The sequence below is a fragment of the Streptomyces sp. HUAS MG56 genome (genome assembly GCF_058673395.1).
Genome location: NZ_CM178722.1, coordinates 3,588,132 through 3,613,194, shown reverse-complemented (window position 1 = coordinate 3,613,194; position 25,063 = coordinate 3,588,132). Strand labels below are relative to the sequence as shown.

Sequence of the window (25,063 nt, the reverse complement as noted above, 5' to 3'; positions counted from 1 at the left end):
CCGGACCAGGGACCCCGTCGGCCCCCACGGGGCGAGGGGTCAGCGGATGGTGATCGTGATCGTCGAACCCTTGGGGGCCGTGCCGCCGCCCGGCACCGACTGCTTCTTCACGGTGTCCCCGAACAGGCCGAGCAGACCGCGGTCCTCGCTCACCTTGAAGCCCGCGCCCTCCAGCGCCTTGTGCGCGTCGGCCACGCTGTCCCCGGTCACGTCCGGCACCTGGACCATCTGCGGGCCCTTGGACAGGGTCAGCGTCACCGTGTCGCCCGCCGCGGCCTGGCTGCCGTCGCCCGGGCTCTGCCGGGCCACCTTGCCGTTGTCGTACTCGGAGTTGACCCGGTCGGGCGCGATCACGACCTTCAGCCCGGCGTCGGTCAGCGTCTGCCGGGCGTCGGCCGGATCGTCGCCGGTGACGTCCGGGACGCCGACCGGGCTGCCCTTGCTGACGACCAGCGCGATGGCGGCGCCCGCGTGCCGCTTGGTGCCCGCCTGCGGGGTCGTGCCGATCACGGAGCCCTCGGTGACGCTGTCGCTGAACTCCCGGGTGACCATGCCCGGCTCCAGCCCGTCCGCCTTCAGCAGTCTGCGCGCCTCGGCCAGCGGCCGGCCCGTCACGTCCGGCACGTTCACCGTCTCCGGGCCCAGTGAGACGGTCAGGGCCACGGCGTCGTGGCCACGGATCCGGGCGCCGGGCGCCGGGTCCGTGCTGATGACCGTGCCGCGCTGGACGGCGTCGTTGTACCGGCGCTTGATCGGCCCGACGTCGAGCCCGGCCGCCCGCAGCCGCTCGCGCGCCTGCGCCTCGGTCTTCGACAGCAGCGGCGGGACGTGCGTGAACTGGCCGGAGTTGATGTACCAGACGCCCGTTCCCAGGCCGAACACCACCAGGACAGCGGCGATGACGGTCAGCAGCAGGTGCTTCGGGCGCCTGCGACGCGACGGGGGCGGGGCCTGGAGCCGGCTGGTGCGCTGGACGCCGTCGAGGGACTCGTGCTCGCCCACGGGCAGCGGGCGGGATGGGGGTCCCCCCGCGCGAGCGAAGCCGAGCGTGGGGGAGGTCAGCGAGCGGGGCACGGTCAGCGAGCGCGGTATCACGCTCGTACGGTCCCCGGCGTTGTCGTGCTCCGCGGACAGCGCCTGGGGCGGTGCCGCGTCCAGCTGCTCGGCGCTCAGCCCCTGGCGCGCCTCGCGTACCCGGGCGAGCAGCGCCACGGCGTCCTGCGGGCGGACCTCCGGGGTGCGCGCGGTGGCCGCCGCGACCAGCCGGTCCAGCTCCGGCGCGAGCCCCGGCACCAGCGCCGAGGGCGGCGGCACGTCCTCGTGTATGTGCTTGTAGAGCACCAGGGCGGGGGAGTCCCCGGAGTGCGGCTTGTCCCCCGTCAGCATCTCGTAGAACACGACACCGCACGCGTACACGTCGACGCGCGGGTCCGCGGTGCCCTGCTCGATCTGCTCGGGCGCGAGATACGACACGGTCCCGAGCACGGCGCCCGTGGTGCTGGTCACGGTGTCCACGGACCGCACGAGCCCGAAGTCGGCGACCTTGACCCGTCCGTCGTCGCCTATCAGTACGTTCTCGGGCTTCATGTCCCGGTGCACGAACCCCGCCCGGTGCGCGGCACCGAGCGCGGCGAGGACGGGCTCCAGGATGTCGAGGGCTGCGCGCGGCTGCAGCGCCCCCCGCTCGCGCAGCACGTCGCGCAGGGTGCACCCGGCGACGTACTCCATCGCCAGGTACACGTACGACCCGTCGGTGCCCTGGTCGAAGACCTGGACGACGTTGGGGTGGGCGAGCCGGGCGACCGACTTCGCCTCCCGGATGAACCGCTCGACGAAGGTGGCGTCGGCCGCGAGCGTCGGGTGCATCACCTTCAGCGCGAGAACGCGGTCCAGCCGGGTGTCCAGGGCCCGGTAGACCGTGGCCATCCCGCCGACGGCGATCCGCGCGTCGACGCGATAACGGCCGTCGAGCACCTGCCCGACGAGGGGGTCCTGAAGGGTCGTATCCACGAGAGGGGAGTCTACGAGGACCGACCGACAAACCCCGATCCGAGCCCGCCTCCCGCCGGCTACTGAAGCCGACCTGTGACGCTAGAACGCCGGCCGCTCGGGATCCAGCCGGGCCATCCCCTCCGTGGGGGACGACGCCTCGGCGAAGTGCCTGCGGGGGATCCGCCCGGCCAGCCGGGCCAGCCGGCCGCCCTCCACCGCATGCCGCATCGCGGCGGCCATCAGCTCCGGCTCCTGCGCCCGGGTCACCGCCGAGGCGAGCATCACCCCGGCGCACCCCAGCTCCATGGCCAGCGCCACGTCGGACGCCGTACCGGCCCCCGCGTCCAGGATCACCGGCACGCGCGCGTGCTCCACGATCAACTGGAAGTTGTGGGGGTTGCGGATACCGAGCCCCGACCCGATCGGCGAGCCCAGCGGCATCACCGCCGCGCACCCGGCGTCCTCCAGCTTCCGCGCGAGCACCGGATCGTCGTTGGTGTACGGCAGCACCGTGAACCCCTCGTCCACCAGCGTCTCCGCCGCCTCCAGCGTCTCCACCGGATCCGGCAGCAGGGTGCGCTCGTCGGCGATGACCTCCACCTTGATCAGGTCCGTGCCCAGCGCCTCCCGGGCCAGCCGCGCGGTCAGCACCGCCTCCCCGGCGGTGAAACAGCCCGCCGTGTTCGGCAGCACCCCGATGCCCAGCTTCTCCAGCACCGACAGCACCGAGCCGTGCACGGAAGGATCCACCCGCCGCATCGCGACCGTCGTCAGCTCCGTGCCGGAGGCGATCAGCGCCCGCTCCAGCACCTCCAGGCTGGGCGCACCGCCCGTACCCATGATCAGCCGTGACGAGAACGTCGTACCCCCGAGGACCAAGGAATCGTCGGCCATGCTTCAGCCCCCCTGTACGGCGGTGAGGACTTCCACGCGATCGCCCTCGCCCAGCGGTGTGTTCGCCCACTGCGCGCGCGGGACGACGGTTTCGTTGACGGCCGCGGCCACCCCGGAGGGCGCGGCGACCAGGGAGCGGACGACGGAGTCGAGCGCGGTGCCCGGAACGATCTCCCGGCGCTCTCCGTTGACAGAGATCGAGATGTTCATGCGGGCTGCTCCTGAAGGGCGGCGGAGGGGGCGACGGCGCCGAAGCGCCGCGGTGTGAACGGGCGGGCCTCCTCCGGCAGTTCGCCGTCGGCCAGCAGTCCTGCCATGACATCGCCGGTGACCGGCGTGAGCAGCACCCCGTTGCGGTAGTGCCCGGTGGCCAGCACCAGCCCGTCCAGCCCGGACGGGCCGAGCAGCGGTGCGTTGTCCGGCGAGCCGGGGCGCAGCCCGGCGCGGGTCTCGGTGAGCGGCAGCTCGGTGATGCCCGGCACCAGCTCGTGCGCGTCGCGCAGCAGCTCGTACACGCCGCCCGCGGTGACCGTCGTGTCCCAGCCGAGCTCCTCGCTGGTCGCGCCGACGACCAGCTCGCCGTTCTCCCGGGGCACCAGGTAGACGTGCCCGCCGCGGACGACGGCCCGCACGGTACGGCTCAGGAACGGCGCGTACGCGCGCGGCACGGTCAGCCGCAGCACCTGCCCCTTGACCGGCCGCACCGGCGGCAGCAGCCCCTCGGGCACCCCCGCGAGCCGCCCGCTCAGACTGCCGGCCGCGAGCACCACCTGCCCGGCGCGCGGCGCGGTGCCGTCGGCGAGGGTGACCCCGGCGGCGCGGCCGGCCGCGACGTCCAGCCGCTCGGCCCACGCGCGGTGGAACACCACGCCGGACCGTTCGCACGCGACGACGAGGGCCGCCGCGAGCCGCCGCGGGTCGATCTGGTGGTCGCCGTCGACCCGCAGCCCGCCGCGCACCCCGGGTGCCAGCATCGGCTCCAGGCGCCGGCACTCCCGCCCGGACAGCCACTCGGACTCCAGGCCCGAGCGCCGCTGGAGGGCGTGCAGTTCGCGCAGATGGGCACGGTCGTCGGCGTCGAGCGCGACCTGGAGGGTGCCGCAGCGGCGGTAGCCGAGGCCGTGGCCGGTCAGCTCGGTCAGCTCGGCGGCGAAGTCGGGGTAGCGGCGCGCCGATTCGAGGTTGAGGGCGAGCAGGGTCTCCTCGCCGTAGTGCAGTTCGGTGACCGCGGCCAGCATCCCGGCCGCGACCCGCGCGGCCCCGCCGCCGGGCTCGGGGTCCACCACGGCCGTGGCGAGCCCGCGTTGCGCCGCGCGCCAGGCCGTGACCAGGCCGATGATTCCGCCCCCGATGACGAGGACGTCGGACGTGTCGGACGTACGTGACGACATGGGCGTCCAGCCCCTCCCTTCGCCGGCATGACCCGGATCAGGTTCGTACGGTCGGAGGCCGCCAGCCTCCCTCTCAGCCCGGTGCGTCCGGGCTCCCGCGAGTGCTTGTACGGTGGCCACCCTAGCCCGCGGCCCGCCTCACCCGTAAGGGAGCCCCTGCCCATGGCCCGCTCGCTCGACGGACTCATCCTCGCCCCGGTCGCGGACCAAGCCCCAGGTCAGGTGGGTACGCGCACCCGGTTCCTGTACCACGAGAAGGACGGCGAGATCTGGGCCGAGTACGCGGGCGGCGACGTGGTCCGCGGCCATCTGGTCGGCACCCGGGAGGGGGACCGGCTCGACTTCCGCTACGTCCAGCTGAAGACCGACGGCACGACCTCCTGCGGCCACTGCGTGTCCACGGTCGCGGAGCTGCCGGACGGGCGGGTGCGGCTCGCGGAGACCTGGGAGTGGGAGTCGCAGGCGGGGAGCGGGACGAGTGTTGTGGAACAGGTCACCGAGCACGCCCCATGACTGACGGATTGTCACGTGTCTATGGTGATCGGGTGAGCGAGCAGACAGCGGAAGAACGCACGTCACCGGGGCGGCGCGTGGTCGTCGTCGGCGCGGGCATGGCCGGGGTGCAGACCGCGGTCGCCCTGCGCGAGCAAGGCTTCAAGGGCGCCGTCACCCTGATCGGCGCCGAACCGCACCAGCCCTACGACCGGCCGCCGCTGTCCAAGGCCGTGCTCCTCGGCAAGGCCGAGGACTCGGCCTTCGAGGTGGACTTCGAGTCGCTCGGCGTGGAGCTGCGGCTCGGCTGCGAGGCGCTGGGCGTGCGCCCCGCCGCGCACGAGCTGGACACCGAGGCGGGCCCGGTGCCGTACGACGTGCTGGTCCTCGCCACCGGCGCCGAGCCGATCACCCTGCCGGGCACCGAGGGCGTGCCGGGCGTGCATCTGCTGCGCACCCTGGACGACGCCGAGCGGCTGCGGCCGGTCCTGGCCGAGCAGCACGAGATCGTGGTCGTCGGCGCCGGCTGGATCGGCGCCGAGTTCGCCACCGCCGCGCGCGCGGCGGGCTGCGCGGTCACCGTCGTCGAGGCCGCCGACCGGCCGCTCGCGGGTGCCCTGCCCGCGGAGGTCGCGGCACCCATGGCCGCCTGGTACGCGGACAGCGGGGCCACCTTGCGCACCAACGCGCGCGTGGAGCGCGTCGAGCCGGGCGCGGTCGTGCTCGCCGACGGCACGCGGCTGCCCGCGGGCGCCGTCGTCGTCGGCATCGGCGCCCGCCCGGCCACCGGCTGGCTGGCCGGCTCCGGCATCGAGCTGGGCGCCCACGGCGAGATCGTCGCCGACGCCCGCCTGCTCACCAGCGTCGAGGACGTGTACGCCGTCGGCGACTGCGCCTCCTTCCCGTCGGCCCGCTACGGGGAGCGGCTGCTCGTCCACCACTGGGACAACGCCCTCCAGGGCCCGCGCACGGTCGCCGCGAACATCATGGGCGAGACCCCGACGGAGTACGACCCGGTGCCGTACTTCTGGTCCGAGCAGTTCGGCCGGTTCGTGCAGTACGCCGGGCACCACGCGGCGGCCGACCGACTGGTGTGGCGCGGCGACCCGGCGGGCCCGGCCTGGACGGTGTGCTGGCTGCGCGCGGACCGCCTGGTGGCCCTGCTGGCCGTGGGCCGCCCGCGCGACCTGGCCCAGGGACGCAGGCTGATCGAGGCGGGCCGCAGGATGGACGCGCGGGCGCTGGCGGATCCGGGCAGGCCTCTGAAGGACGCCGTCGCCGAATAGCACACCCTCCCACACCCTCCCGCCTGGACCTGCCTGACTTCCGACTGTCAGTGGGGGATGGCAGGCTTGTTCATGTGACCGAGATTGACGCAAAGATCGATGCTCTCGTCCCCGCCTGGCTCACCCTCCCCGACATCGCCGAGATGCTCGGCGTCGAGGTGACGCGCGTGCGGCAGCTGGTCAAGGAGGGCCAGCTCATCGCCGTACGCCGAGGGGAGAACCGGGCGCTGCACGTCCCCGCCGCCTTCATCGACGGGGACAAGGTCGTCAAGGGCCTGACCGGGACCCTGACGCTCCTGCGGGACGACGGCTTCACGGATGAAGAGATGCTTGAGTGGCTCTTCACCCCCGACCCGACCCTGCCCGGCACCCCCGCGCAGGCCCTGAGCGAGAATCGCGGCACGGAGGTGAAGCGCCGCGCCCAGGCGCTCGCCGTCTGAGCCGAGCCCTACCACGAGGGGGCGTACGGGCCGCCGCCGTGAGCAGCGGCCCGTACGCCACCCCGACATCCGTCAGCGACACCGACCCCGGGGGGACCCACGCATGTCCGACACCGCACGCGCCGCGCTCGCCGGCGCCCGCCTGTACCTGTGCACGGACGCGCGCAGGCGCCAGGGCGACCTGCCCGAGTTCCTGGACGCGGTCCTGGCCGGCGGTGTCGACATCGTGCAGCTGCGCGACAAGGGCATGGAGGCCGCCGAGGAGCTGGCGCACCTGGAGGTCTTCGCCGACGCCTGCGCCCGGCACGGCAAGCTCCTCGCGGTCAACGACCGCGCGGACGTCGCCCACGCCGCCCGCGCCGACGTGCTCCACCTCGGCCAGGGCGACCTGCCCGTCCCCGCGGCCCGCGCGGTCCTCGGCGACGAGGTGCTGATCGGCCGCTCCACGCACGCCGAGTCCGAGGCCGCCGCGGCCGCCGCGCAGGACGGCGTGGACTACTTCTGCACGGGCCCCTGCTGGCCCACCCCCACCAAGCCCGGCCGCCACGCCCCCGGCCTCGACCTGGTGCGCTGCACCGCCGCCCTCGGCACCGAGCGCCCCTGGTTCGCCATCGGCGGCATCGACCTCGGCAACCTCGACGAGGTGCTGGAGGCCGGCGCCCGCCGGGTGGTCGTCGTCCGCGCGATCACGGAGGCGGACGACCCGGGTGCCGCCGCGGCGGAGTTCGCCAAGCGGCTGCCGCAGGTGTGAGGCCCTGCCCGGGTGATGACGGGCCGGCCCCGTCCATGAATTTGTCCAAGGGATGGACAGGAGAGCGACAATTCGGGCAAATTTCCGGCGCCCGGTTGGGGGACCGCCGCCCCCTGGCTAACCTGCCCGTATGGCCCTCGGAACCGCATCCACCAGGACTGATCGCGCACGCACCGTGCGTGACATGCTCGCCGCCGGCAAGACGACGTACTCGTTCGAGTTCTCCGCGCCGAAGACCCCCAAGGGCGAGCGGAACCTGTGGAGCGCGCTGCGGCGGGTCGAGGCGGTCGCGCCCGACTTCGTCTCCGTGACCTACGGCGCCGGCGGCTCCACCCGCGCGGGCACGGTCAAGGAGACCCAGCAGATCGTCGCCGACACGACGCTCACCCCGGTCGCCCACCTCACCGCGGTCGACCACTCCGTCGCCGAGCTGCGCAACATCATCGGCCAGTACGCGGACGCCGGTATCCGCAACATGCTCGCCGTGCGCGGCGACCCGCCCGGCGACCCCATGGGCCAGTGGGTCCCGCACCCCAAGGGCCTGACCTACGCGGCCGATCTCGTCCGGCTCATCAAGGAGTCGGGCGACTTCTGCGTCGGCGTCGCCGCGTTCCCGGAGATGCACCCGCGCTCCGCGGACTGGGACACCGACGTCGCCCACTTCGTGGACAAGTGCCGCGCCGGCGCCGACTACGCCATCACACAGATGTTCTTCCAGCCGGAGTCGTATCTCCGGCTGCGCGACCGGGTGGCGGCCGCGGGCTGTGACACCCCGGTGATCCCCGAGGTCCTCCCTGTCACCAGCGTGAAGATGCTGGAACGGTTGCCCAAACTCAGCAATGCGGTCTTCCCGGACGCTCTGAAAGAGCGGATCCTCACAGCGAAGGACGATCCGGCGGCGGTACGCTCCATCGGTATCGAGTTCGCCACGGAGTTCTGCGCTCGGCTGCTCGCCGAGGGAGTGCCCGGACTGCACTTCATCACGCTCAACAACTCCACGGCGACCCTGGAAATCTACGAGAACCTGGGTCTGCACCACCCCCCGCAGGCCTAGACCGGCCGCACCGCGATAGGACACACTGCGTAGCGGTCACTGGGAGAGGGGCGTACATGGGCTGGACGGTCCTCTACATCGCGTTCGGTGTCGTCGCGCTGTGGTTGCTGGGCGAAGTGCTGCTTCAGTACAAGGCGCGGCTGCGCTGGAGGCTGCTCGCCTTCGCAGGCTTCCTCGGTGTCGTGGTCGGTGTGCTGTTGCCGTCCGTGATCGTGATCGGCGTGGGCGCCATCGCCTTCGCCGTCGGCCAGACCTACGTCACGCTGTCGTTCCGCCGCGGCTTCGCCGCCGGCTGGGCGGTCAAGCGGCCCGACGGCGAGAGCGACGCCGGCAGCGGCGGCAGCAAGCGCCGCCGCGGCAGGGCGGACCGGCAGGACCCGACGCTGGAGGTCTCCGACCCGGAGCCCGCCGCCCACGAGGACGAGCACGAGCCCGAGCAGCCCGGCTACGCGCAGGGCCACGAGGGCTACGACGACTACGACCGCGACGACGTCTTCACCCCGGCCCGGCCCGCCGAGAGCACCGCCGTCTACGAGCCCCAGCCCATGCCCGAGGACACCGGCTCCTACGGCGTCTACGGCGAGACCGCCACCCACGCGGCCCAGCCCCAGGGCACCGGCCAGCAGGCCTACGCCTACGACTACTCCGGCTACGGCCAGCAGGGCTACGGCTACGCCGCCGGCGACCAGCAGGCCTACGCCAACTACTCCGACCCGTACGTCGGCAGCCAGCCCTACGGCGGCGGGTACGACGCGGGCTACGCCGGGCAGTACGGCCAGCAGGGCTACGCCCAGGACCCCTACGCCGGCGGCGGCTACGGGGAGACCCCGCCCGGCGGGGTGTGGGTGCCGCAGCAGCGCACCGACGAGGCCTACGGCGGCGAACTCCCGCAGGAGCAGCCGTACCCCTACCAGGGCCAGGCGCACGGCCACGCGCAGCAGCCGCAGCCCGGCGCCGGGTACGACGAGCAGTACCGTTTCTGAGGCCGTTACCGCGCCTCGGGCCCGGGCCGGCTCACTGGGAGCCGCGGAACTCCGGGCCCTCCACGATCAGCCCCGCCACCAGCGCACCCGACATGCCCGCGTGCGCCAGGCCGCCGCCCGGATGGGACCAGCCGCCGACCCGGTACAGCCCGGGCAGCCGGGTGGTGTTCGCCGGGTGCAGGTAACGGCCCCGGCCGGCGGCCAGCGCGGGGGCCGGCACCGCGCCGAGGAAGGCACTCGTCTCGTCGTCGGAGTCGTCCGGCGTGCGCACCTCCTGCCACAGGACGCGGTCCCGCAGGCCCGGTATAGCGGCCCCGGCGGCGTCGAGGAGATGGTCCGTGTACCGCCGGACCATGCCCTGGTCGTCCCAGTCGACGGCGCTCGGCACCACCGCGGACAGCACCATGGACTCGTGCCCGTCGTCCGGCCGGAGCGCGGGATCGTCGGGGCGCAGCACGGTCACCGTGGGCCACGGCGGCCGGTCCCCCTCCGCCGAGGCCAGGAAGTCCAGCTCGGACACCGGGTCCGGCGCGTGGACGACCGTGCGATGCGCGGCACCGGCCGCGCGCCCGCCGCGCAGGGCCAGCAGCACGGCGAACCGCCCCGGACGGGTCGTGAACGGGTCGGCCCGGACATCTCCGTCCTGGTCGAGCGGACGGTCCGTCATCACCTTCAGCCGCGCCGGGTCCACGTCCGCCACGACATGGTCGGCCTCGGCCACCGTGCCGTCCCGCAGCTCCACGCCCGTGGCCCGCCCGTCCTGGTCCAGGATGCGCATGACCTCCGCGTCGAAGACGAACTCCACCCGCCGCTTCAGACACCGCTCGTACACCGCCCGCGCCAACTCCCGGATGCCGCCGCGTACATACCAGGTGCCGAAGGCGTGCTCCATGTAGGGCAGCACGGCGGTGCTCGCCGGGGCGGTCCGCGGATCCAGGCCGTGGGCGAGCGCGCTGCTCGCCAGCAGGGCCGCCAGCCGCTCGTCGCGCAGCTCCCAGGCGCCGATCTCGGCCAGCGTGCTCGCGCGCCGCGTGCGCAGCAGCCGCTTGTGCGGGACGCCCGGGTACGGCTCCTTGTCGGCCAGCACCCGCCAGTTGGGCCACAGCGGCTCCTCCAGCAGCGGCCTGCGCGTGCGGTCCCAGGCCTCCCGCGCCCGTACCAGGAAGTCGCCCCAGCGCTCGCCCGCGCCCGCGCCCAGCGCCCCCTCCAGCGCCGAGACCACACCCGCGCGCGAGGCGTTCGGCACCGACACCTCCGTGCCGTCCGCGAAGACGTGCCGCGCGGACGGGTCGACCTGGACCAGCTCGACGCAGTCCTCCAGCGGCTCCTTGCCGGTCTTGACGAACAGATCGCGGTACACCGCGGGCAGCGTCAGCAGGCCCGGGCCGGTGTCGAAGGCGAACCCGTCCCGCTCCAGACGGCGCACCGCACCGCCGTACGTGTCCGTCCGCTCGTACACCGTCACCCGGTGGCCCGCGACGGCCAGCCGGGCGGCGGCCGCCATCGCGCCCATCCCGGCGCCGATCACCACAATCCGTGCCATGCCTGCGACTTTATCGACCGCCACTGACAATCCCGCCCGCGGGCGGTCCCCGTGCAGGTCAGGGCGCCCGTGAGGCGAGCCGGCGCTCCTCCCGGCGCTGGGCGCGGCGGCGCAGGAAGCGCCGGATGCGGGAGACCAGGAGGACCAGCACGGCCAGCCCGCCGGCCAGCAGGACGGCCGCGACGAGCGCCGCCGCCTGCGGGTGGAACATCGCGAGCGACACGACACCGCCCACGCCGAGATCCTCGGCGAGGCTGAGCACGACGTTGCTGAACGGCTCCGGCGAGGTGTTGACCGCCATTCGTGTCCCGGCCTTCACCGTGTGGCTGGCCAGCGCCGTCGAGCCGCCGATCAGACCGGCCGCCACGTCCGACACCGAGCCGCTGTGCCCGGCGAGCAGCGCGCCCACCCAGGCGCCCGCGAGCGGCCGGACCACCGTGTGCACCGAGTCCCACACCGAGTCGACGTACGGGATCTTGTCGGCGACCGCCTCGCACAGGAACAGCACGCCGGCGGCGATCAGCACCTCGGGACGCTGCAGCGTCTGCGGGACGTCGTCGCTCACCCCCGTCAGGCCGAACAGGCCGAGGAGCAGCACCACCGCGTAGGCGTTGACGCCGCTGGCCCAGCCGCTGGTGAACACCAGGGGGAGTACGGACACGGACGCGATCGTAGCCAGGCGCGGGCCCGCGGGCGTGGGCACGCGCGCGTACGGCTGAGTATCCGTACCTAGGCGGCGAGATGAGTACCCGCGCGGATGGGCCGCGACCCGTGCGGACGGGACAGTGGAGGCACGGCAAGGGGGCGCGGCCCGGCACCGCCGACACGGGGCGGCGGAACGGCGCCCGCCACCTGGCCGCTCCTTCCGCCGTTCCGTCGGCGGAAGCGAGACGGGGGACCCGGGGAACGACCGCCCACGGGGGACCGACGGGGGAGAACCGTACGGGGGAGTACGGGGAGCAAGGGGAAACCAGGGGAACAAGGGGAACGGGAAGGCGCCGGTCCGGCAAGGGACCGGCGCCTTTCCCCTGCTCTGCGACGGCGGCGCTCAGCCCCTGCCGCTCACGCGCCCCTGGAGCAGCCGGGACAGGGCCGCGTGGACGTCGTCCAGGGAGCGCTCCGGCTGGAAGGCCTTCCAGTCCAGCGCGGCCACCAGGACCATGCCGACCAGCGCGGCCGCCGTCAGCGGGACGTCGATCTCGTCGCTGAACTCCCCGCCCGCCACGCCCTCGCGCAGCACCCCTTCGACCACCGCGACGGCCTCCTGACGGACCACCATCAGCGTGGACTGCCAGGCCCGGTTGGTGCGCCAGAGCTCGGCCACGTACAGCTGGGTGAAGGCCGGGTAGCGGTCGATGAAGACCAGGCCCGCGCGGACCATCGCGTCCAGCGCGTCCACCTTGCTGCCGCCCACGCGCGCGGTGTCCTGCGCGGCCTCCTTCAGGGAGGCGGTGAGCAGGCCCACACCGTGCCGCAGCAGTTCCTCGAAGAGGACCGACTTGCTCGCGAAGTTGTAGTAGACGGTGCCTTTCGCGACTCCGGCCCGCTCGGCGATCTCGTCCACGGTGGTGGCGGAGAAGCCCTGCTCGGCGATGAGCGTGACGGCCGCCTCGTAGAGCTTCTGCCGGGTGGCCTCGCGGCGCGTGCTGCCGCCGGACCTGGCGCTGCTGCTTTCCATGGCCCCGATTCTCACAGGTACGCGCGCGTGCCGAGTCTCCTCGGGGATCACAGGCTCAGCTCCGGGTGCAGCCGGTCGAGCGTCCACACCTGGCGGCGCCGGGCCGCGACGGCGGTCAGCGCGAGCGCGCCCGCGGTGAACGCGGCCAGCACGGCGCACGCCTGCCAGACCGGGCCGAGCCCGCCGCCCGTGATCAGCCGGCGCAGCGCCTCCACGATGTAGCTCATCGGCAGGAACGGGTGGATCGCGTTGAAGAAGCCCGGACTGGTCTGCACGGGGTACGTGCCGCCCGCCGAGGTCAGCTGGAGCATCAGCAGGGCCAGCACCAGGATCCGGCCCGCCGCGCCGAAGCGGGCGTTCAGCCACTGGACGATCGCCCCGAAGCACGCGGTGACCAGGAACAGGAAGCCGACCGTGCCCGCCGCGTGCAGCATCTGGAGGCCGATCGCCCAGTGCAGCACGGCCATCAGCGCCGCAACCTGGAGCACGCCCACGGCGACCACCGGCAGCCAGCCGGCGAGGGCGATCCGCCAGGCCGGCGAACCGGCCGACAGGGCGCGCCGGTTGAGCGGCTGGATCAGCATGTAGGCCACCATCGCGCCCACCCAGAGGGACAGCGGGATGAAGTACGGGGCGAACCCGGTGCCGTAGTTCGGTGCCTTGTGCAGGTCCTGTGAGGCCAGCTGGACCGGATCGGCCATCACGCCCGTGCGTGCGTCGCGTTGGCCCTTGTCGTAGTCCGGGATCTTCTTCGCGCCGTCGTGCAGCCCGCCGGCGAGCCGGTCGGAGCCGTCGGACAGCTTGTACATGCCGCCGCTCAGGGTCTGGGCGCCGGTGGCCGCCGTGCCGATGCCCCGGTCGAGCGTGTCCGCGCCGGTCCGGGCGGTGCCGAGGCCGGTGTGCAGCTTCTTGGCGCCCGCGGCGACCTTCTGGGCGCCGTCGTTCAGCTCGTCGATCTTCTTGACGGCGTCGTCGACGTCCTCGGACAGGTGCGGTGCCCGCGCGGCGAGGGCGTCGGCCTGCTTCTGGAGCGTGCCGAGGTTGGCCCGCATCGTCCTCAGGTCGCCGTCCTGGTCGGCGACCAGCGTGTCGAGGTCGTCGGCGACGGTGGCGACCTCGTCGGCGGCCGTCCTGGCCCGCTTGAGGTCCGGGCAGACGGGGTCCGGGAGGACGGCGGTCTCGCAGCGCGCCTTGTAGATCTCGTCGAGGAGGGCGGCGGAGCCGTGCGCGGTCTTGTCGGCGACGGGCGCGAGCTTCATCAGGACGTCGAGGTTGTCCTTGACGGTCTTCGCCGAGTCGGAGACCAGCCGGGCGGTGTCCCCGATGGTCTTCTCGTTGCTCTTCAGGAACGGTCCGGCCTTGTCGTAGACCCCGTCGACCCTGTCGGCGAGTTCCTGCGTGCCGTCGGCGACCTGCCGGGAGCCGTTCTGGAGGTCACCGGCGCCGGAGTCCAGCTTCTTCAGGCCCTTGGCCAGGCTGCCGCTGCCGGTCTTGGCGTCCTTCAGTCCGTCGGCGAGATCCTTGGAGCCCTTCTCCGCCTTGCCGATGCCCGTGTTCAGCCTGTCGGCGCCCTCGGCGGCCGTGACGGTCTTGCCGTGGATGTCGGAGAACGAGACGAAGATCTTGTCGAGGAAGCTGCGGGAGGCCTTGGCGGAGGCGGCCGAGCGCACCTCGTTGAAGACGGTCCGGGAGATCTGGCCGACGATGTAGTTGTTCGCGTCGTTGGTACGCACGCGCAGGGCGCCGGCGACGGGGGTGTCTCCCGAACTGGACGCGATCCGGTGGCTGAAGTCGGCGGGCATCGTCAGCGACAGGTAGTACGTGCCGTTCTCGACGCCCGCGCGGGCCTCGTCGTCGCTCACCTCGTGCCAGTCGAAGGTCCGGCTGTCGCGCAGCCCGGCGACGATGTCGTCGCCGGCGGTGATCTTCTTCCCGCCCGCCGTGGCGCCCTTGTCGTCGTTCACCAGGGCGACCGGGATGCGGTCCAGGCGGCCGTACGGGTCCCAGAAGGACCACAGATACAGGGCGCCGTAGAGCAGGGGCAGCACGAGCAGCGCGACCAGGGCGGCGCGGGGCAGCTTCCCGCGCCCGAAGCGCCTGAGTTCGAGCGCGGCCAGCCTAGGCGAGCGCATCGGCGTCCTCCTCGGTGTCGCTGTTGCCGCCGCTCCTGTCGGCGGCGGCTTCCTCGCCGGCCGGGGCCGCGGTGTCCCTCGCCCCGGTCCGCACGGCCACGCAGTCCGCGGGTGCGGTGCGGCAGACGGCCGCGACCGTGGTCCCCGCGCGCGTGACGGACCGCAGCAGGTCCCAGGCCGCGGCGCGCTCGGTGTCCGAGAGCTTCAGGTCGACGTCGTCGACACCGAGCAGCCCGGGCCGGCCGAGCAGGGCCAGGGCGATGGACAGGCGCAGCTCCTGGAGCCGCTCCAGGTCGCGGACGGCCGTCCGGGAGCCCTTGGGCAGCGTTTCGAGGTCGAGTCCGGCGGCGGCCAGCGCCGCGTCGACGCGCAGCCGTGCCTCGTGCGCGCGCTGCGGGCGGGGGCGCAGCAGCTCGCGCAGGGAGTCGCCGAACCGGCTCTGGAGCAGCGCCCGTTCGCGCAGGTGCTCGCCGACGGTGAGGGCCGGTTCCAGGTCGGTCACCCCGGCCGCGTTGGCCACCGCGCTGATCCTGCGCAGCGCGGCCATGCGCCGCGGGAGGGCGAGCCCGCCGACGGCAGCCGTGCCCTCGGTGGGCTTCATCCGCCCGGTGAGCGCGAGCAGCAGGCTCGTGCGGCCGGAGCCGGACGGTCCCTCGATCGCGATGAGCGAGCCGGGTACCGCGTCGAAGGTGAGGCCACGGAAGGCCCACCCCCGCGGTCCCTTGAGTCCGAGGCCCTCGGCCGTGACGTCCACGCCGTCCACAAGCCCCCCTGCCTGATCGCCGATTTTTGAACTGACTGGTCAGTGCAAAAATACGCCCGAACCTTCGATCGAAGCAAAACCCCAGGTCAGAACGGATTGTCAGTGGCATACCTCACGATGGGCACATACGGCGCACCCGTGTGAGGGCGTGCCGTCACCCAGACGACAGGAGGTTCGTCATGGCCAACCCGTCCGCCGCCGCCCGCCGGCGCCGCGCCACCGGCCCTGCCCCCTCACCGACCGGCCCGGCGAGCGACGTGCACCCCGTGCTCCGCCGGACCACGGCTCCACCCGCCGCCCTCGACCTGCTCGCCCAGGCCCGCGCCGGACTGGAGGAGACCGCCGTCCTGGAAACTCCGAACGAGCGCTATGCGACGGCCCACCTCGCCGCCCTGCGCACCGCCGCCGCCGTGCTCGCCGCCCGGGGCCGGCCCGAGACCAACCCGCGCCGCCGCGCGCGGATCCGCAGCGCCTGGGAGGTACTGCCCGAGATCGCCCCCGAACTGACCGAGTGGAGCGCGCTGTTCGCCTCCGGCGCCGCCCGCCGCGCCCGCGCCGAGGCCGGCATCCAGGGCGCGGCCGGACAGCGCGACGCCGACGACCTGATACGCGACGTCGCGATGTTCCTGCGCATCGTGGAGCGGATGCTCGTCCTCCAGCCGGTCCTGCCGCAGCCCCGCAGGGATGCCGGTGAGCCACCCGGCCCGAGCACCCGGGGAGGCCTCCCGGACGCGGGCTGACCCACGGCCCGGGGCGAGCCGGGGGCGAGCGCCCGCGGCGGCGGTCGAAGGGGACGGCCGCAGCGGCGTCCGCCGGGCGAGACGCACCGCGACCTGCGCGGCCGTGGGTGACCGGCGGGGCATCCGAGGCAATAGGGTGGAGGTTGCCTGAAGCGTTCCGCCCTGCCGAGGAGTCAACTGCCGTGTCGGACCCGATGCGCCCGCCCGTCTCCCACCACCACCCGCAACGGGCGTCGCTGCGCTCCGACACCCCTCGCCCCCGCGCCTCCCTCCGTACGGCCGTGGTCTGGGAGGTCCTCCAGGACGCCCTCGACCGCCGGGTCAAGGCCACGGGACGGGACTGCCTGGACGTCCTCGACACCGGAGGCGGCAGCGGCAACTTCGCCGTGCCGCTCGCCCGCCTCGGCCACCGCGTGACCGTCGTCGACCCCAGCCCGAACGCGCTGTTCGCGCTGGAGCGCCGGGCCGCCGAGGCCGACGTCGCCGACCGGGTCCGGGGCGTCCAGGGCGACGCACACGGCCTGTTCGACGTGGTCGAGCGCGGCGGCTACGACGCCGTGCTGTGCCACGGCGTCCTGGAGTACGTCGACGACCCGGCCGAGGGCGTGCGCAACGCCGTCGCCGCCCTGCGCGCGGAGGGCGTCCTGAGCCTGCTCGCCGCCGGCCTCGGCGGCGCCGTGCTCGCCCGCGCCCTCGCCGGCCACTTCACGGAGGCCCGGCAGGCGCTCCAGGACCCCGACGGCCGCTGGGGCACCGGCGATCCGATGCCGCGCCGCTTCACCGCCGAGCAGCTCACCGCGCTCGTCGAGGGCGCGGGCCTGGCCGTCGGCGCCGTGCACGGCGTGCGGGTCTTCGCCGACCTCGTCCCCGGCGTCCTGGTGGACACCGAGCCCGGCGCCCTCGACGCCCTCCTCAAGCTGGAGGCCGCCGCAGCCGAGTTGCCCGCGTTCCACTCCGTGGCCACCCAACTGCATGTGCTCGGTGAGACACCGGGTGCCGCAGGGGCCTGAGCCCACGGCCGGGACCCGCCGCTGATCAGGGCATCGACGGCGGATGGAGTACGACACAAGACCCCCGATCGTGGGGTTTGCGCCGTATGATCGAGGTGCACCACCCGGCATGACGGGCCGGTCGCAGGGGAATGGAAGCCTCAGCGAGCCGGGACGGCCATGGCGGAATCCGGTTGGCCAATTGGCGTAGAGGGGCGGGTTTCACGGGGGCGATTCCCTGCCTATCCTGAAGGGACCCCCCGGGTCGCCCCGGCGACTGCACGATGAGGAGGACTCCGTGCCGCTCTCGGAGCACGAGCAGCGCATGCTCGAGCAGATGGAGCGAGCGCTGTACGCCGAAGATCCCAAGTTCGCGTCGGCGCTTGAGGGAAGCGGTCTGCGTACGTACACCCGGCGTCGGGTCTACCAGGCGGTCGCAGGCTTCCTCGTGGGTATCGCGCTCCTCATGGCCGGAATGGTCGCGCAGCTGATCTGGGTCAGCGTGGTGGGTTTCCTCGTCATGCTGGGCTGTGCCGTACTCGCCGTGACCGGCTGGCGCAAGGCGCCGAAGCCGGGTGAGCAGCCCGCGGGCGCCGCTCGTCGGCAGCCGCGTCCCAAGCGCTCCATGATGGACCGGATCGAAGAGCGCTGGCAGCGCCGCCGGGACGAGCAGGGCCGCTAGCGCCGCGCGGCGGATTCCGCCGGCTCCGACAGACAACGTGTGAGGGGCGACCACCCGAGGTGGTCGCCCCTCACACGTTGTTGCGCCTCCTGGGCCGGTGTCGGCTCAGCTCTGCTGCTGCGACGGCCGGCGCAGGCTCGGCCGGGCCTGCGTCACCCGGGCCCGGAGCGCCGACCAGCGGGCCGAGACCGCCCACAGCACCCGCACCGACGAGCGGGGCAGGAACAGCGCCCGCAGCCGCGCACCCGTACCGACCGCGCCGCGCAGCCCCTCGATCACCCGGCGCACATCCTCCGCGACTCCCGCCGCCGGGCGCGGCCGCGGCGCGTACAGCACCTGCTCCACGGCGTCCGCGACCCGGTGCACCGCCGCACCGGCCGCCGCGTCCAGCTCGCCGAGGCGGACGATCCGGTCGGCCGCTCTGCGCGCGGTCAGCGACTCGTCCGGTGTGATGCCGTGGTCCCAGGCGCTGTCCGTGAGCTCCTGCCAGGCCGCCAGGGTGTGCCGCGCCGCGCCCTCCCCGGGCCGGGCGTGCGCCCCGAGCCGCACCGAGCGCACCCGCGCCCGCCACAGCAGCGGCGACAGCGGAACGGCCAGCACCACCAGCGCGGCCAGCCCGATCAGCACGGCCCACCACGGGCCCGCGCCGCCGCCACCGCTCCCCGGCGCCGCCACGGCCGACGCGGTGTCGCAGCCCTGGATCTTGACCAGCGCCGCCGAGCAGTTCTCGCTCGGCGAGGCCGCCGTCGACGGCGGCGCGGACGAGTGGTGCGAGGGCAGGTCCTGGTCCGGGAGCGAGGTGCCGGGCGTGTCCGACACCGTGTACGACGGCGTGGTGCCCCGGGTCGGGGTCGGCTCGAAGCGGGTCCAGCCCACGCCCTCGAAGTACAACTCCGGCCAGGCGTGCGCGTCCCTCTGGCTCACCGTGACCGTGCCGTCGGTCTGCGGGGTGCCCGGGGCGAAGCCCACCGCGACCCGGGCCGGGATGCCGAGGGTGCGGGCCATCGCCGCCATGGCGAAGGAGAAGTGGACGCAGAAACCCTGCTTCTTCTTCAGGAAGTTGGCGATGGCGTTCGGCCCGCGGCCGACCTCCACCTGGGTGTCGTACTGGAAGCCGCCCGTGAGCGCGAAGTAGTCCTGGAGCTTGACCGCTTCCTCGTAGTGGTTGCGGGCGCCCGCGGTGATCTGCTTCGCCGTCTGCGCCACCACCTTCGGCAGCGCGGCCGGCACCTGCGTGTACTGGCGCTTCAGGGCCGACGGCGGCTCCGGCGCGGCGGCCAGCTGCTCGGCCGTCGGCTGCACGTCCAGGCTGGTCACCTGGTAGGTCTCGCCGCGGGTGTTCTGGCCGTGGTCACCGACGAGGGTCATGCCGACCGGCTCGTAGCGCCAGCGGCCGGCGATCTTCACCGCGCTCGGCGGGTACGGCATCGGCAGCCAGTCCTGGGCGTACCAGTCCGCCGCCGAGATCGTCGTCGTCACCGCGCCCCGCTTGACGTCCGGGCTCAGGCCGATGGGCGTGGGGAAGGTGTCCGGCACGCCGACGATGTGCCGCTGGGCCGGTTTCCAGGTGGTGCCGTCGAACTCGTCCAGGGAGACGATCCGCAGGTACAGGTCCGAGACGTCGTTCGTGCTGGTCTTCACGGACAGCACCTGACGGTCGTCGTTCGTGTTCAGACTGTCGCGCAGCGACACCAGCGGGTTGACCGCCGAGATGGTGCCGCCGTCGCCGTTGCCCGCGCCCACCCCGGTGCCGGCGGCGCCCAGCAGGCCGCCGCTCATCGCGGGCAGGGCGAGCGGCACCAGCAGGGCCACGCCGAGCGCGACCGCGCCGATCCGGCGTCCGCTGCGCACCGGGGCCACCGCACCGCCCTCCGGGGCACCGGGGGAGCCGGGTCCGCCGCCGAAGACCCGGCCCCACTGCGCCAGTCGGTCGCGGCCCTCGGCGAGCAGCAGCATCAGATAGCCGGCCGCCGCCACCAGGAACCACAGCCAGTCGGCGCCGCCGCCGGACAGCCCGGCGGCCACCGAGTACAGCGCGAGCAGCGGCAGCCCGGCCGGGGCCGCGCTGCGGAAGGTCACCGCGAGGGTGTCCACCAGCAGGCCGACGATCAGGACGCCGCCGATCAGCATCAGCTTGATGCCGTCGGTGAGCGGCGCCGGTATCGCGTACTCGCTGACGTCGGTGGAACCCTGCTGGAGCAGGTCGGCCAGATAGCGGAAGGTGCCCGGGCCCGGGATCAGCCCGATGAACGCGTGCCGGCGCGCGAAGACCAGGGTCAGCATGAGCAGGGTGACCAGCACTTGCGCGGCCACGGTCAGCGGCCGGCCGAGCGGCACCCGGCGGGCCGCCGCGCCGACTCCGGTCTGCACGGCCACCAGCGGGATCAGCTGGATCAGCCAGGTCGGCGCGGCCACCAGCGGCAGCAGCGCGCAGGAGGCCATCAGCGTGGCCGCGGCGGCGCACAGCGCCAGTCGTGCCCGCCCGCTCATCCCGACGCCTCCCCGCGCACCGGGGCCGGCCCGGACCATTCCCTCACGCCTCCGCCTCCCCGCGCACCGGCGCCCGACCGGAACGTTCGCTCATGCCCCCGCCCCCGGCTCACCGCGGCCGCACCGCGCCGCCCGCTCATGCCCCCGTCTCCCCGCCCACGGCGGCCAGCCCGGACCGCACCCGGTCCGCCTGCTGCCACAGCGCGTTCAGCGGGGCGCCGCGCGGCACGCTCAGCACGGTCCAGCCCGCCTCACGCAGTACACGCAGCCGCTCCTCGTGCCGGTCGCCCGGCCGGGGCACGTCGGTCGCCTCGCGCACCCAGGTGTCCGGGTCGAGCACGAAGGCGACGGCGCCGCCGGCACGCCGGCTCATCTTGGCGACCGTCGCGGCCTGTTCCTCGTCCAGGTCGCCCAGGAAGGCCACCAGCAGCCCCTCGTTGCCGCCGCGCAGCACGTCGTACGACCGGGACAGGCCCGTGCCGTCGGAGTGGTCGATCACCGCGAGGGTGTCCATCATCAGCCCGGCCGCGTCGGCGGTCTCCGGGCCGCTGCCCGAGAAACCGTCGCCGCCCTCGCCGGGCACCGCGCTGCCGGTGTCGGTCAGCAGCCGTACCGAGAAGCCCCGTTCGAGCATGTGCACCAGCACCGAGGCGGCGCCGGAGACGGCCCACTCGAACGCCGAGTCGGGGCCCGCGCCCTCGTAGGCACCGCCCCGGGTGTCCAGCAGGACGGTGCAGCGGGAACGCCGGGGCTGTTCCTCGCGGCGGACCATCAGTTCGCCGTAGCGCGCGGTGGAGCGCCAGTGCACCCGGCGCAGGTCGTCGCCGTAGCGGTAGCCGCGCGGGATCACGTCGTCCTCGCCCGCGAGGGCCAGCGAGCGCTGCCGTCCGTCGCCGTAGCCCTTGGCCTCGCCGCTGAAGCGGACCGGGGGGAGCGGCTGCACGCGAGGGATGACCGTGAGCGTGTCGAACGCCGAGAAGGAGCGGGTCAGTTCGCACATCCCGAAGGGGTCGGTGAGCCGCAGCTGGAGCGGGCCCAGCGGGTAGCGGCCGCGCAGGTCGGAGCGGACCCGGTAGGAGACCTCGCGGCGGCCGCCCGGCTCCACGCGGTCGAGCACGAACCGGGGGCGCGGCCCGAGGACGTAGGGCACCCGGTCCTGGAGCATCAGCAGGCCGGTGGGCAGCCGGGAGACGTTGTCCATCCGCAGGTGCACCCGGGCCTCGCCGGCGGCCGGCACGCGCGCGGGGGCGAGCCGGCGGGTGGCGGCCACCCGGTAGCGCGTGCGGTAGAGCACGGTCGCGCAGAGCAGGGGCAGCACGGCCAGCAGCAGGCCGACCCGCAGCAGGTCGCTCTGGCCGAGGACGTACGCGCAGATCGCGGCGGCGATCCCGGCGGCCAGGAAGGAGCGGCCGCGGGTCGTCAGACCCGAAAGGGCCGTACGGACGCCGCCCGTCTCGCCCTGGTCGGCCGCCGCCTGCCCGGTCCCCCCGGCGCTCATCACAGGCTCCGCGGGGGCTGCTGGGGGTACGCCGGGACGACGCGGCCGAGGCCGCCGAGGCCGCTCTGCCCGCCCTGCGCCGCGGGCACCGGGGTGTGCTGGAGGATCTCGTGCACGACCTGCTCGGCCGTACGGCGGTTGAGCTGGGCCTGGGCGGTGGGCAGCAGGCGGTGGGCGAGGACGGCGACGGCGAGTGCCTGGATGTCGTCCGGCAGCGCGAACTCCCGCCCGGCCAGGGCCGCGGTCGCCTTCGCCGCGCGCAGCAGATGCAGCGTCGCGCGCGGGGAGGCGCCGAGTCTGAGGTCGGGGTGCGTGCGCGTGGCGGCGACCAGTTCCACCGCGTAGCGCCGGACCGGCTCGGAGACGTGGACCCCGCGCACCGCCTCGACCAGCTTCACGATCTCGTGCGCGTGCGCCACCGGCTGGAGGTCCTCCAGGGGGCTCACGCCGCCGTGGACGTCGAGCATCTGCAACTCGGCCTCCACGCTCGGGTAGCCGACGGAGACGCGGGCCATGAAGCGGTCGCGCTGGGCCTCGGGCAGCGGATAGGTGCCCTCCATCTCGACCGGGTTCTGGGTGGCCACCACCATGAAGGGGCTGGGCAGTTCGTAGGTCTGCCCGTCGATGGTGACCTGGCGCTCCTCCATGGACTCCAGCAGCGCGGACTGGGTCTTGGGCGAGGCGCGGTTGATCTCGTCGCCGATCACGATCTGCGCGAAGATGGCGCCCGGCTTGAACTCGAAGTCCCGGCGCTGCTGGTCCCAGATGGAGACACCCGTGATGTCCGAGGGCAGCAGGTCGGGCGTGAACTGGATGCGCCGCACCGAGCAGTCGATGGACCGCGCGAGCGCCTTGGCGAGCATCGTCTTGCCCACTCCGGGGACGTCCTCGATCAGCAGATGGCCCTCGGCGAGCAGCACGGTCAGCGCGAGCTGTACGACCTCGGGCTTGCCCTCGATCACGCCCTCCACCGAATCCCGCACCCGCTCCACCGTGGCGGTCAGATCAGTGAGGCTCGCTCGATCGTCATAGGTCGTCACCCGGCCCTCCTCGGCCCGTCTGTCCGGGCCGACGCTCTGTGACGCGTAACCGGCCCACCCCGAAACACGGACACCACGCGGGAACAGTTCCGCGTGACGTCACCCCCCGCATTCTTGCTGCCGTTACCGATTCGTGTCACTCGCCTGTGGACAACTGCCCGCACGATGTCGGTGTTACGGCCTTTTCGACCCTGTTTTCGATACAGGGACGGCGCGGAAGGCGCCGGGTTTCCGGGGCGGCCGGCCGGTCGGTGCGCTCAGGCCGGGTCGACCTCGCGCAGCAGGCCCGTGCGCACGTCGAACACGAAGCCGCGCACGTTGTCGGTGTGCAGCAGGAACGGCGAGGTGCGCACGCGCTGCATGGACTGGCGCACGTCCTGGTCGACGTCGCGGAAGGCCTCCACCGCCCAGGCGGGGCGCTGGCCGACCTCCATCTCCAGGTCGTGCCGGAAGTCCTCGGTGAGGGACTCCATGCCGCAGCCCGTGTGGTGGATCAGCACGATGCTGCGGGTGCCGAGCGCGCGCTGGCTGATGGTCAGGGAGCGGATCACGTCGTCGGTGACGACCCCGCCGGCGTTGCGGATCGTATGGCAGTCGCCGAGCTCCAGGCCGAGCGCGGCGTGCAGGTCGAGCCGGGCGTCCATACAGGCCACGACCGCGACCTGGAGCACGGGACGCGCGTCCATGCCCGGGTCGGTGAACTCGGCGGCGTACCCCTGGTTGGCCTCGACCAGGCGGTCCGTCACGGTGCCGTCGCTGGCTATGGCGCCTTCGGGTCCACTGGGAACTGCTGCGGAAGTCGTCATACCGACGACGCTACTGGTCACACTCGGTCCCGTCCTCCTGTGAGAGCGGACAAAGAACGCCATGGTGGCTTGTTGTGAGCTAACCCACACGGACGGCAAAACCTCGCCGAACGGGTGAATCATTTCGTATTGCAGCTTCCGCCACGATGCGGTACGCGACGCGCAGGCCGGTTGATTGACCGCGAGACAGGGTGGACTAAAGTGACGCGAAGCGGGAGGCGCGGCTCTCCCTGCTGGTGAAACCCCTGGAGACCCCGGAGAACACCCGGACCGTCTCCCCACGTGCGCGGCGCGTACGTACGGCTCGGCCTCCTCCCGCTCCCGGCCGGCCGACGCTTCCGGCGCCGGCAGGCCTCCCCTACACGAGCTGGCGGGGACCCGGCGGTGCGTACGGCCTCGCCGGAAGATGAGAGGCCCCCTTGAGCCAGAGTCGACACGTCCCGGTGATGCTCCAGCGGTGCCTGGACCTGCTGGCCCCCGCCCTGGAGCGGCCGGGAGCGGTGGTCGTCGACTGCACCCTCGGCCTCGGCGGGCACAGCGAGGCGCTGCTGACCCGGTTCCCCGAGGCCCGGCTGATCGGCCTCGACCGGGACAAGGAGGCGCTGCGGCTGTCCGGCGAGCGCCTCGCGCCCTTCGGTGAGCGCGCCACCCTGGTGCACGCCGTCTACGACGAGCTGCCCGACGTACTGCGCCGGCTCGGCATCGCGCGCGTGCAGGGCATCCTGTTCGACCTCGGGGTCTCCTCGATGCAGCTGGACGAGGCCGACCGCGGCTTCGCCTACGCCCAGGACGCGCCCCTGGACATGCGCATGGACCAGACGACCGGCGTCAGCGCCGCCGAGGTCCTCAACACCTACCCGGCGGGCGAACTCGTGCGCATCCTGCGCGCGTACGGCGAGGAGAAGCAGGCCAAGCGGATCGTGTCCGCGATCGTGCGCGAGCGCGAGAAGGAGCCGTTCAGCAACAGCGCCCGGCTCGTGGAGCTGATCCGGGACGCCCTGCCGCAGGCGGCCAAGCGCACCGGCGGCAACCCGGCCAAGCGCACCTTCCAGGCGCTGCGCATCGAGGTCAACGGCGAACTGTCCGTCCTGGAGCGGGCGATCCCGGCCGCGGTGAAGGCCCTCGACGTCGGCGGACGCATCGCCGTGCTGTCGTACCAGTCGCTGGAGGACCGGCTGGTGAAGCAGGTGTTCGCGGCCGGTGCCGCGTCCACCGCGCCGCCCGGGCTGCCGGTCGTGCCCGAGCGGTACCAGCCACGGCTCAAGCTGCTCACCCGCGGTGCCGAACTTCCCACCGAGGAAGAGGTCGCCGAGAACCGCCGGGCCGCCCCGGCCAGGCTGCGCGGCGCCGAGCGCATCAGGGAGGACGCCGAGTGAGCGAGACGGGCCGGTCGGACTTCCGGACTCACCAGGGGAGTCG

23 protein-coding genes and 1 riboswitch are annotated in these 25,063 nt (G+C 73.6%); of the genes, 10 read left to right on the top strand and 13 right to left on the bottom strand.

Going from position 1 to position 25,063, the window contains the following annotated elements:
* Nucleotides 1-39: 39 nt before the first annotated feature.
* From pknB to thiO, 4 genes are all read right to left on the bottom strand, one after another.
* Nucleotides 40-2,010, bottom strand: coding sequence for a Stk1 family PASTA domain-containing Ser/Thr kinase (gene pknB / locus AC4OXY_RS17175; RefSeq protein WP_402063465.1), 1,971 nt, complete (start codon nucleotides 2,008-2,010; stop codon nucleotides 40-42).
* Nucleotides 2,011-2,091: 81 nt separating this feature from the next.
* On the bottom strand, nucleotides 2,092-2,886 hold the full coding sequence (locus tag AC4OXY_RS17170; protein ID WP_356020954.1) for a thiazole synthase: 795 nt from the start codon (nucleotides 2,884-2,886) through the stop codon (nucleotides 2,092-2,094).
* Between the two features lie 3 nt (nucleotides 2,887-2,889).
* Nucleotides 2,890-3,096, bottom strand: a complete 207-nt coding sequence (gene thiS / locus AC4OXY_RS17165) for a sulfur carrier protein ThiS (RefSeq protein ID WP_356020956.1) — start codon at nucleotides 3,094-3,096, stop codon at nucleotides 2,890-2,892.
* Complete coding sequence (thiO, locus tag AC4OXY_RS17160; RefSeq protein ID WP_491994165.1) at nucleotides 3,093-4,277, bottom strand: glycine oxidase ThiO; 1,185 nt, start codon at nucleotides 4,275-4,277, stop codon at nucleotides 3,093-3,095. Before thiO ends, thiS begins: the two co-directional genes overlap by 4 nt.
* Nucleotides 4,275-4,386, bottom strand: a riboswitch (TPP riboswitch). (Overlaps the previous gene by 3 nt.)
* Before the next feature lie 53 nt (nucleotides 4,387-4,439).
* On the opposite strand from thiO, the gene AC4OXY_RS17155 reads away from it, so the two are divergent.
* From AC4OXY_RS17155 to AC4OXY_RS17130, 6 genes are all read left to right on the top strand, one after another.
* Nucleotides 4,440-4,790: an avidin-fold protein gene (locus AC4OXY_RS17155; RefSeq protein ID WP_071372417.1), complete on the top strand. Its 351-nt coding sequence runs from the start codon at nucleotides 4,440-4,442 to the stop codon at nucleotides 4,788-4,790.
* A gap of 32 nt (nucleotides 4,791-4,822) precedes the next feature.
* A complete protein-coding gene (locus AC4OXY_RS17150; protein ID WP_356020960.1) occupies nucleotides 4,823-6,055 on the top strand; it encodes an NAD(P)/FAD-dependent oxidoreductase in 1,233 nt (410 codons plus the stop codon).
* Nucleotides 6,056-6,129: 74 nt separating this feature from the next.
* Nucleotides 6,130-6,495 (top strand): Rv2175c family DNA-binding protein, encoded by a 366-nt coding sequence (locus AC4OXY_RS17145; RefSeq protein ID WP_158919883.1) that lies wholly within the window; start codon nucleotides 6,130-6,132, stop codon nucleotides 6,493-6,495.
* Between the two features lie 103 nt (nucleotides 6,496-6,598).
* Nucleotides 6,599-7,246, top strand: a complete 648-nt coding sequence (gene thiE, locus AC4OXY_RS17140) for a thiamine phosphate synthase (protein ID WP_356020963.1) — start codon at nucleotides 6,599-6,601, stop codon at nucleotides 7,244-7,246.
* Nucleotides 7,247-7,376: 130 nt separating this feature from the next.
* The gene (gene metF, locus AC4OXY_RS17135; RefSeq protein WP_362820580.1) at nucleotides 7,377-8,300 is read left to right on the top strand and encodes a methylenetetrahydrofolate reductase [NAD(P)H]; all 924 of its coding nucleotides are present in this window, start codon (nucleotides 7,377-7,379) and stop codon (nucleotides 8,298-8,300) included.
* 56 nt (nucleotides 8,301-8,356) lie between these two features.
* The gene (locus AC4OXY_RS17130) at nucleotides 8,357-9,283 is read left to right on the top strand and encodes an SCO2102 family sporulation regulator (RefSeq protein ID WP_356020968.1); all 927 of its coding nucleotides are present in this window, start codon (nucleotides 8,357-8,359) and stop codon (nucleotides 9,281-9,283) included.
* 31 nt (nucleotides 9,284-9,314) lie between these two features.
* Here AC4OXY_RS17130 and AC4OXY_RS17125 read toward each other — a convergent pair whose 3' ends face one another.
* The 5 genes from AC4OXY_RS17125 to AC4OXY_RS17105 all read right to left on the bottom strand — a co-directional run bounded on the left by AC4OXY_RS17125 (nucleotide 9,315) and on the right by AC4OXY_RS17105 (nucleotide 15,399).
* Nucleotides 9,315-10,826: a phytoene desaturase family protein gene (locus AC4OXY_RS17125; protein WP_376293591.1), complete on the bottom strand. Its 1,512-nt coding sequence runs from the start codon at nucleotides 10,824-10,826 to the stop codon at nucleotides 9,315-9,317.
* A gap of 58 nt (nucleotides 10,827-10,884) precedes the next feature.
* On the bottom strand, nucleotides 10,885-11,487 hold the full coding sequence (locus tag AC4OXY_RS17120; RefSeq protein WP_376293593.1) for a DUF4126 domain-containing protein: 603 nt from the start codon (nucleotides 11,485-11,487) through the stop codon (nucleotides 10,885-10,887).
* Nucleotides 11,488-11,874: 387 nt separating this feature from the next.
* Nucleotides 11,875-12,504 (bottom strand): TetR/AcrR family transcriptional regulator, encoded by a 630-nt coding sequence (locus AC4OXY_RS17115; protein ID WP_402063462.1) that lies wholly within the window; start codon nucleotides 12,502-12,504, stop codon nucleotides 11,875-11,877.
* A 47-nt stretch (nucleotides 12,505-12,551) separates the two neighbouring features.
* Nucleotides 12,552-14,636, bottom strand: coding sequence for a YhgE/Pip family protein (locus tag AC4OXY_RS17110; RefSeq protein WP_491994164.1), 2,085 nt, complete (start codon nucleotides 14,634-14,636; stop codon nucleotides 12,552-12,554).
* Nucleotides 14,623-15,399 (bottom strand): ATP-binding cassette domain-containing protein, encoded by a 777-nt coding sequence (locus AC4OXY_RS17105; protein WP_362820585.1) that lies wholly within the window; start codon nucleotides 15,397-15,399, stop codon nucleotides 14,623-14,625. Before AC4OXY_RS17105 ends, AC4OXY_RS17110 begins: the two co-directional genes overlap by 14 nt.
* A 179-nt stretch (nucleotides 15,400-15,578) precedes the next feature.
* Here AC4OXY_RS17105 and AC4OXY_RS17100 point away from each other — a divergent pair, with 179 nt between their 5' ends.
* From AC4OXY_RS17100 to AC4OXY_RS17090, 3 genes are all read left to right on the top strand, one after another.
* Entirely contained in the window at nucleotides 15,579-16,139 is a 561-nt protein-coding gene (locus AC4OXY_RS17100) for an SAV_6107 family HEPN domain-containing protein (RefSeq protein WP_356020982.1), read from the top strand.
* A 182-nt stretch (nucleotides 16,140-16,321) separates the two neighbouring features.
* Nucleotides 16,322-17,149 carry a class I SAM-dependent methyltransferase gene (locus AC4OXY_RS17095; protein ID WP_356020984.1) on the top strand — a complete coding sequence of 276 codons (828 nt, stop codon included), beginning with the start codon at nucleotides 16,322-16,324 and terminating at the stop codon, nucleotides 17,147-17,149.
* A 277-nt stretch (nucleotides 17,150-17,426) separates the two neighbouring features.
* Nucleotides 17,427-17,810 (top strand): SCO2097 family morphological protein, encoded by a 384-nt coding sequence (locus tag AC4OXY_RS17090; protein WP_071372429.1) that lies wholly within the window; start codon nucleotides 17,427-17,429, stop codon nucleotides 17,808-17,810.
* A 105-nt stretch (nucleotides 17,811-17,915) separates the two neighbouring features.
* Here the strand turns inward: AC4OXY_RS17090 and AC4OXY_RS17085 are convergent, their stop codons facing one another.
* The 4 genes from AC4OXY_RS17085 to AC4OXY_RS17070 form a co-directional block, all read right to left on the bottom strand.
* A complete protein-coding gene (locus AC4OXY_RS17085; protein WP_491994163.1) occupies nucleotides 17,916-20,300 on the bottom strand; it encodes a transglutaminase TgpA family protein in 2,385 nt (794 codons plus the stop codon).
* Nucleotides 20,301-20,436: 136 nt separating this feature from the next.
* Nucleotides 20,437-21,798: a DUF58 domain-containing protein gene (locus AC4OXY_RS17080; RefSeq protein WP_356020989.1), complete on the bottom strand. Its 1,362-nt coding sequence runs from the start codon at nucleotides 21,796-21,798 to the stop codon at nucleotides 20,437-20,439.
* Nucleotides 21,798-22,838, bottom strand: a complete 1,041-nt coding sequence (locus AC4OXY_RS17075; protein WP_356020991.1) for an AAA family ATPase — start codon at nucleotides 22,836-22,838, stop codon at nucleotides 21,798-21,800. Before AC4OXY_RS17075 ends, AC4OXY_RS17080 begins: the two co-directional genes overlap by 1 nt.
* Before the next feature lie 257 nt (nucleotides 22,839-23,095).
* Nucleotides 23,096-23,644: a beta-class carbonic anhydrase gene (locus AC4OXY_RS17070; protein WP_356020993.1), complete on the bottom strand. Its 549-nt coding sequence runs from the start codon at nucleotides 23,642-23,644 to the stop codon at nucleotides 23,096-23,098.
* Nucleotides 23,645-24,063: 419 nt separating this feature from the next.
* On the opposite strand from AC4OXY_RS17070, the gene rsmH reads away from it, so the two are divergent.
* Complete coding sequence (rsmH, locus tag AC4OXY_RS17065) at nucleotides 24,064-25,020, top strand: 16S rRNA (cytosine(1402)-N(4))-methyltransferase RsmH (RefSeq protein WP_362820587.1); 957 nt, start codon at nucleotides 24,064-24,066, stop codon at nucleotides 25,018-25,020.
* Nucleotides 25,021-25,063 lie beyond the last annotated feature (43 nt).

Coding starts and splice junctions, on each gene's coding strand:
- metF (WP_362820580.1), top strand. CDS start 7,377: ATGGCCCTCGGAACCGCATCCACCAGGACTGATCGCGCACGCACCGTG.
- AC4OXY_RS17085 (WP_491994163.1), bottom strand. CDS start 20,300: ATGAGCGGGCGGGCACGACTGGCGCTGTGCGCCGCCGCGGCCACGCTG.
- AC4OXY_RS17125 (WP_376293591.1), bottom strand. CDS start 10,826: ATGGCACGGATTGTGGTGATCGGCGCCGGGATGGGCGCGATGGCGGCC.
- AC4OXY_RS17130 (WP_356020968.1), top strand. CDS start 8,357: ATGGGCTGGACGGTCCTCTACATCGCGTTCGGTGTCGTCGCGCTGTGG.
- AC4OXY_RS17070 (WP_356020993.1), bottom strand. CDS start 23,644: ATGACGACTTCCGCAGCAGTTCCCAGTGGACCCGAAGGCGCCATAGCC.
- AC4OXY_RS17100 (WP_356020982.1), top strand. CDS start 15,579: ATGGCCAACCCGTCCGCCGCCGCCCGCCGGCGCCGCGCCACCGGCCCT.
- thiE (WP_356020963.1), top strand. CDS start 6,599: ATGTCCGACACCGCACGCGCCGCGCTCGCCGGCGCCCGCCTGTACCTG.
- AC4OXY_RS17115 (WP_402063462.1), bottom strand. CDS start 12,504: ATGGAAAGCAGCAGCGCCAGGTCCGGCGGCAGCACGCGCCGCGAGGCC.
- AC4OXY_RS17110 (WP_491994164.1), bottom strand. CDS start 14,636: ATGCGCTCGCCTAGGCTGGCCGCGCTCGAACTCAGGCGCTTCGGGCGC.
- AC4OXY_RS17080 (WP_356020989.1), bottom strand. CDS start 21,798: ATGAGCGCCGGGGGGACCGGGCAGGCGGCGGCCGACCAGGGCGAGACG.
- AC4OXY_RS17155 (WP_071372417.1), top strand. CDS start 4,440: ATGGCCCGCTCGCTCGACGGACTCATCCTCGCCCCGGTCGCGGACCAA.
- thiO (WP_491994165.1), bottom strand. CDS start 4,277: ATGTCGTCACGTACGTCCGACACGTCCGACGTCCTCGTCATCGGGGGC.
- thiS (WP_356020956.1), bottom strand. CDS start 3,096: ATGAACATCTCGATCTCTGTCAACGGAGAGCGCCGGGAGATCGTTCCG.
- AC4OXY_RS17170 (WP_356020954.1), bottom strand. CDS start 2,886: ATGGCCGACGATTCCTTGGTCCTCGGGGGTACGACGTTCTCGTCACGG.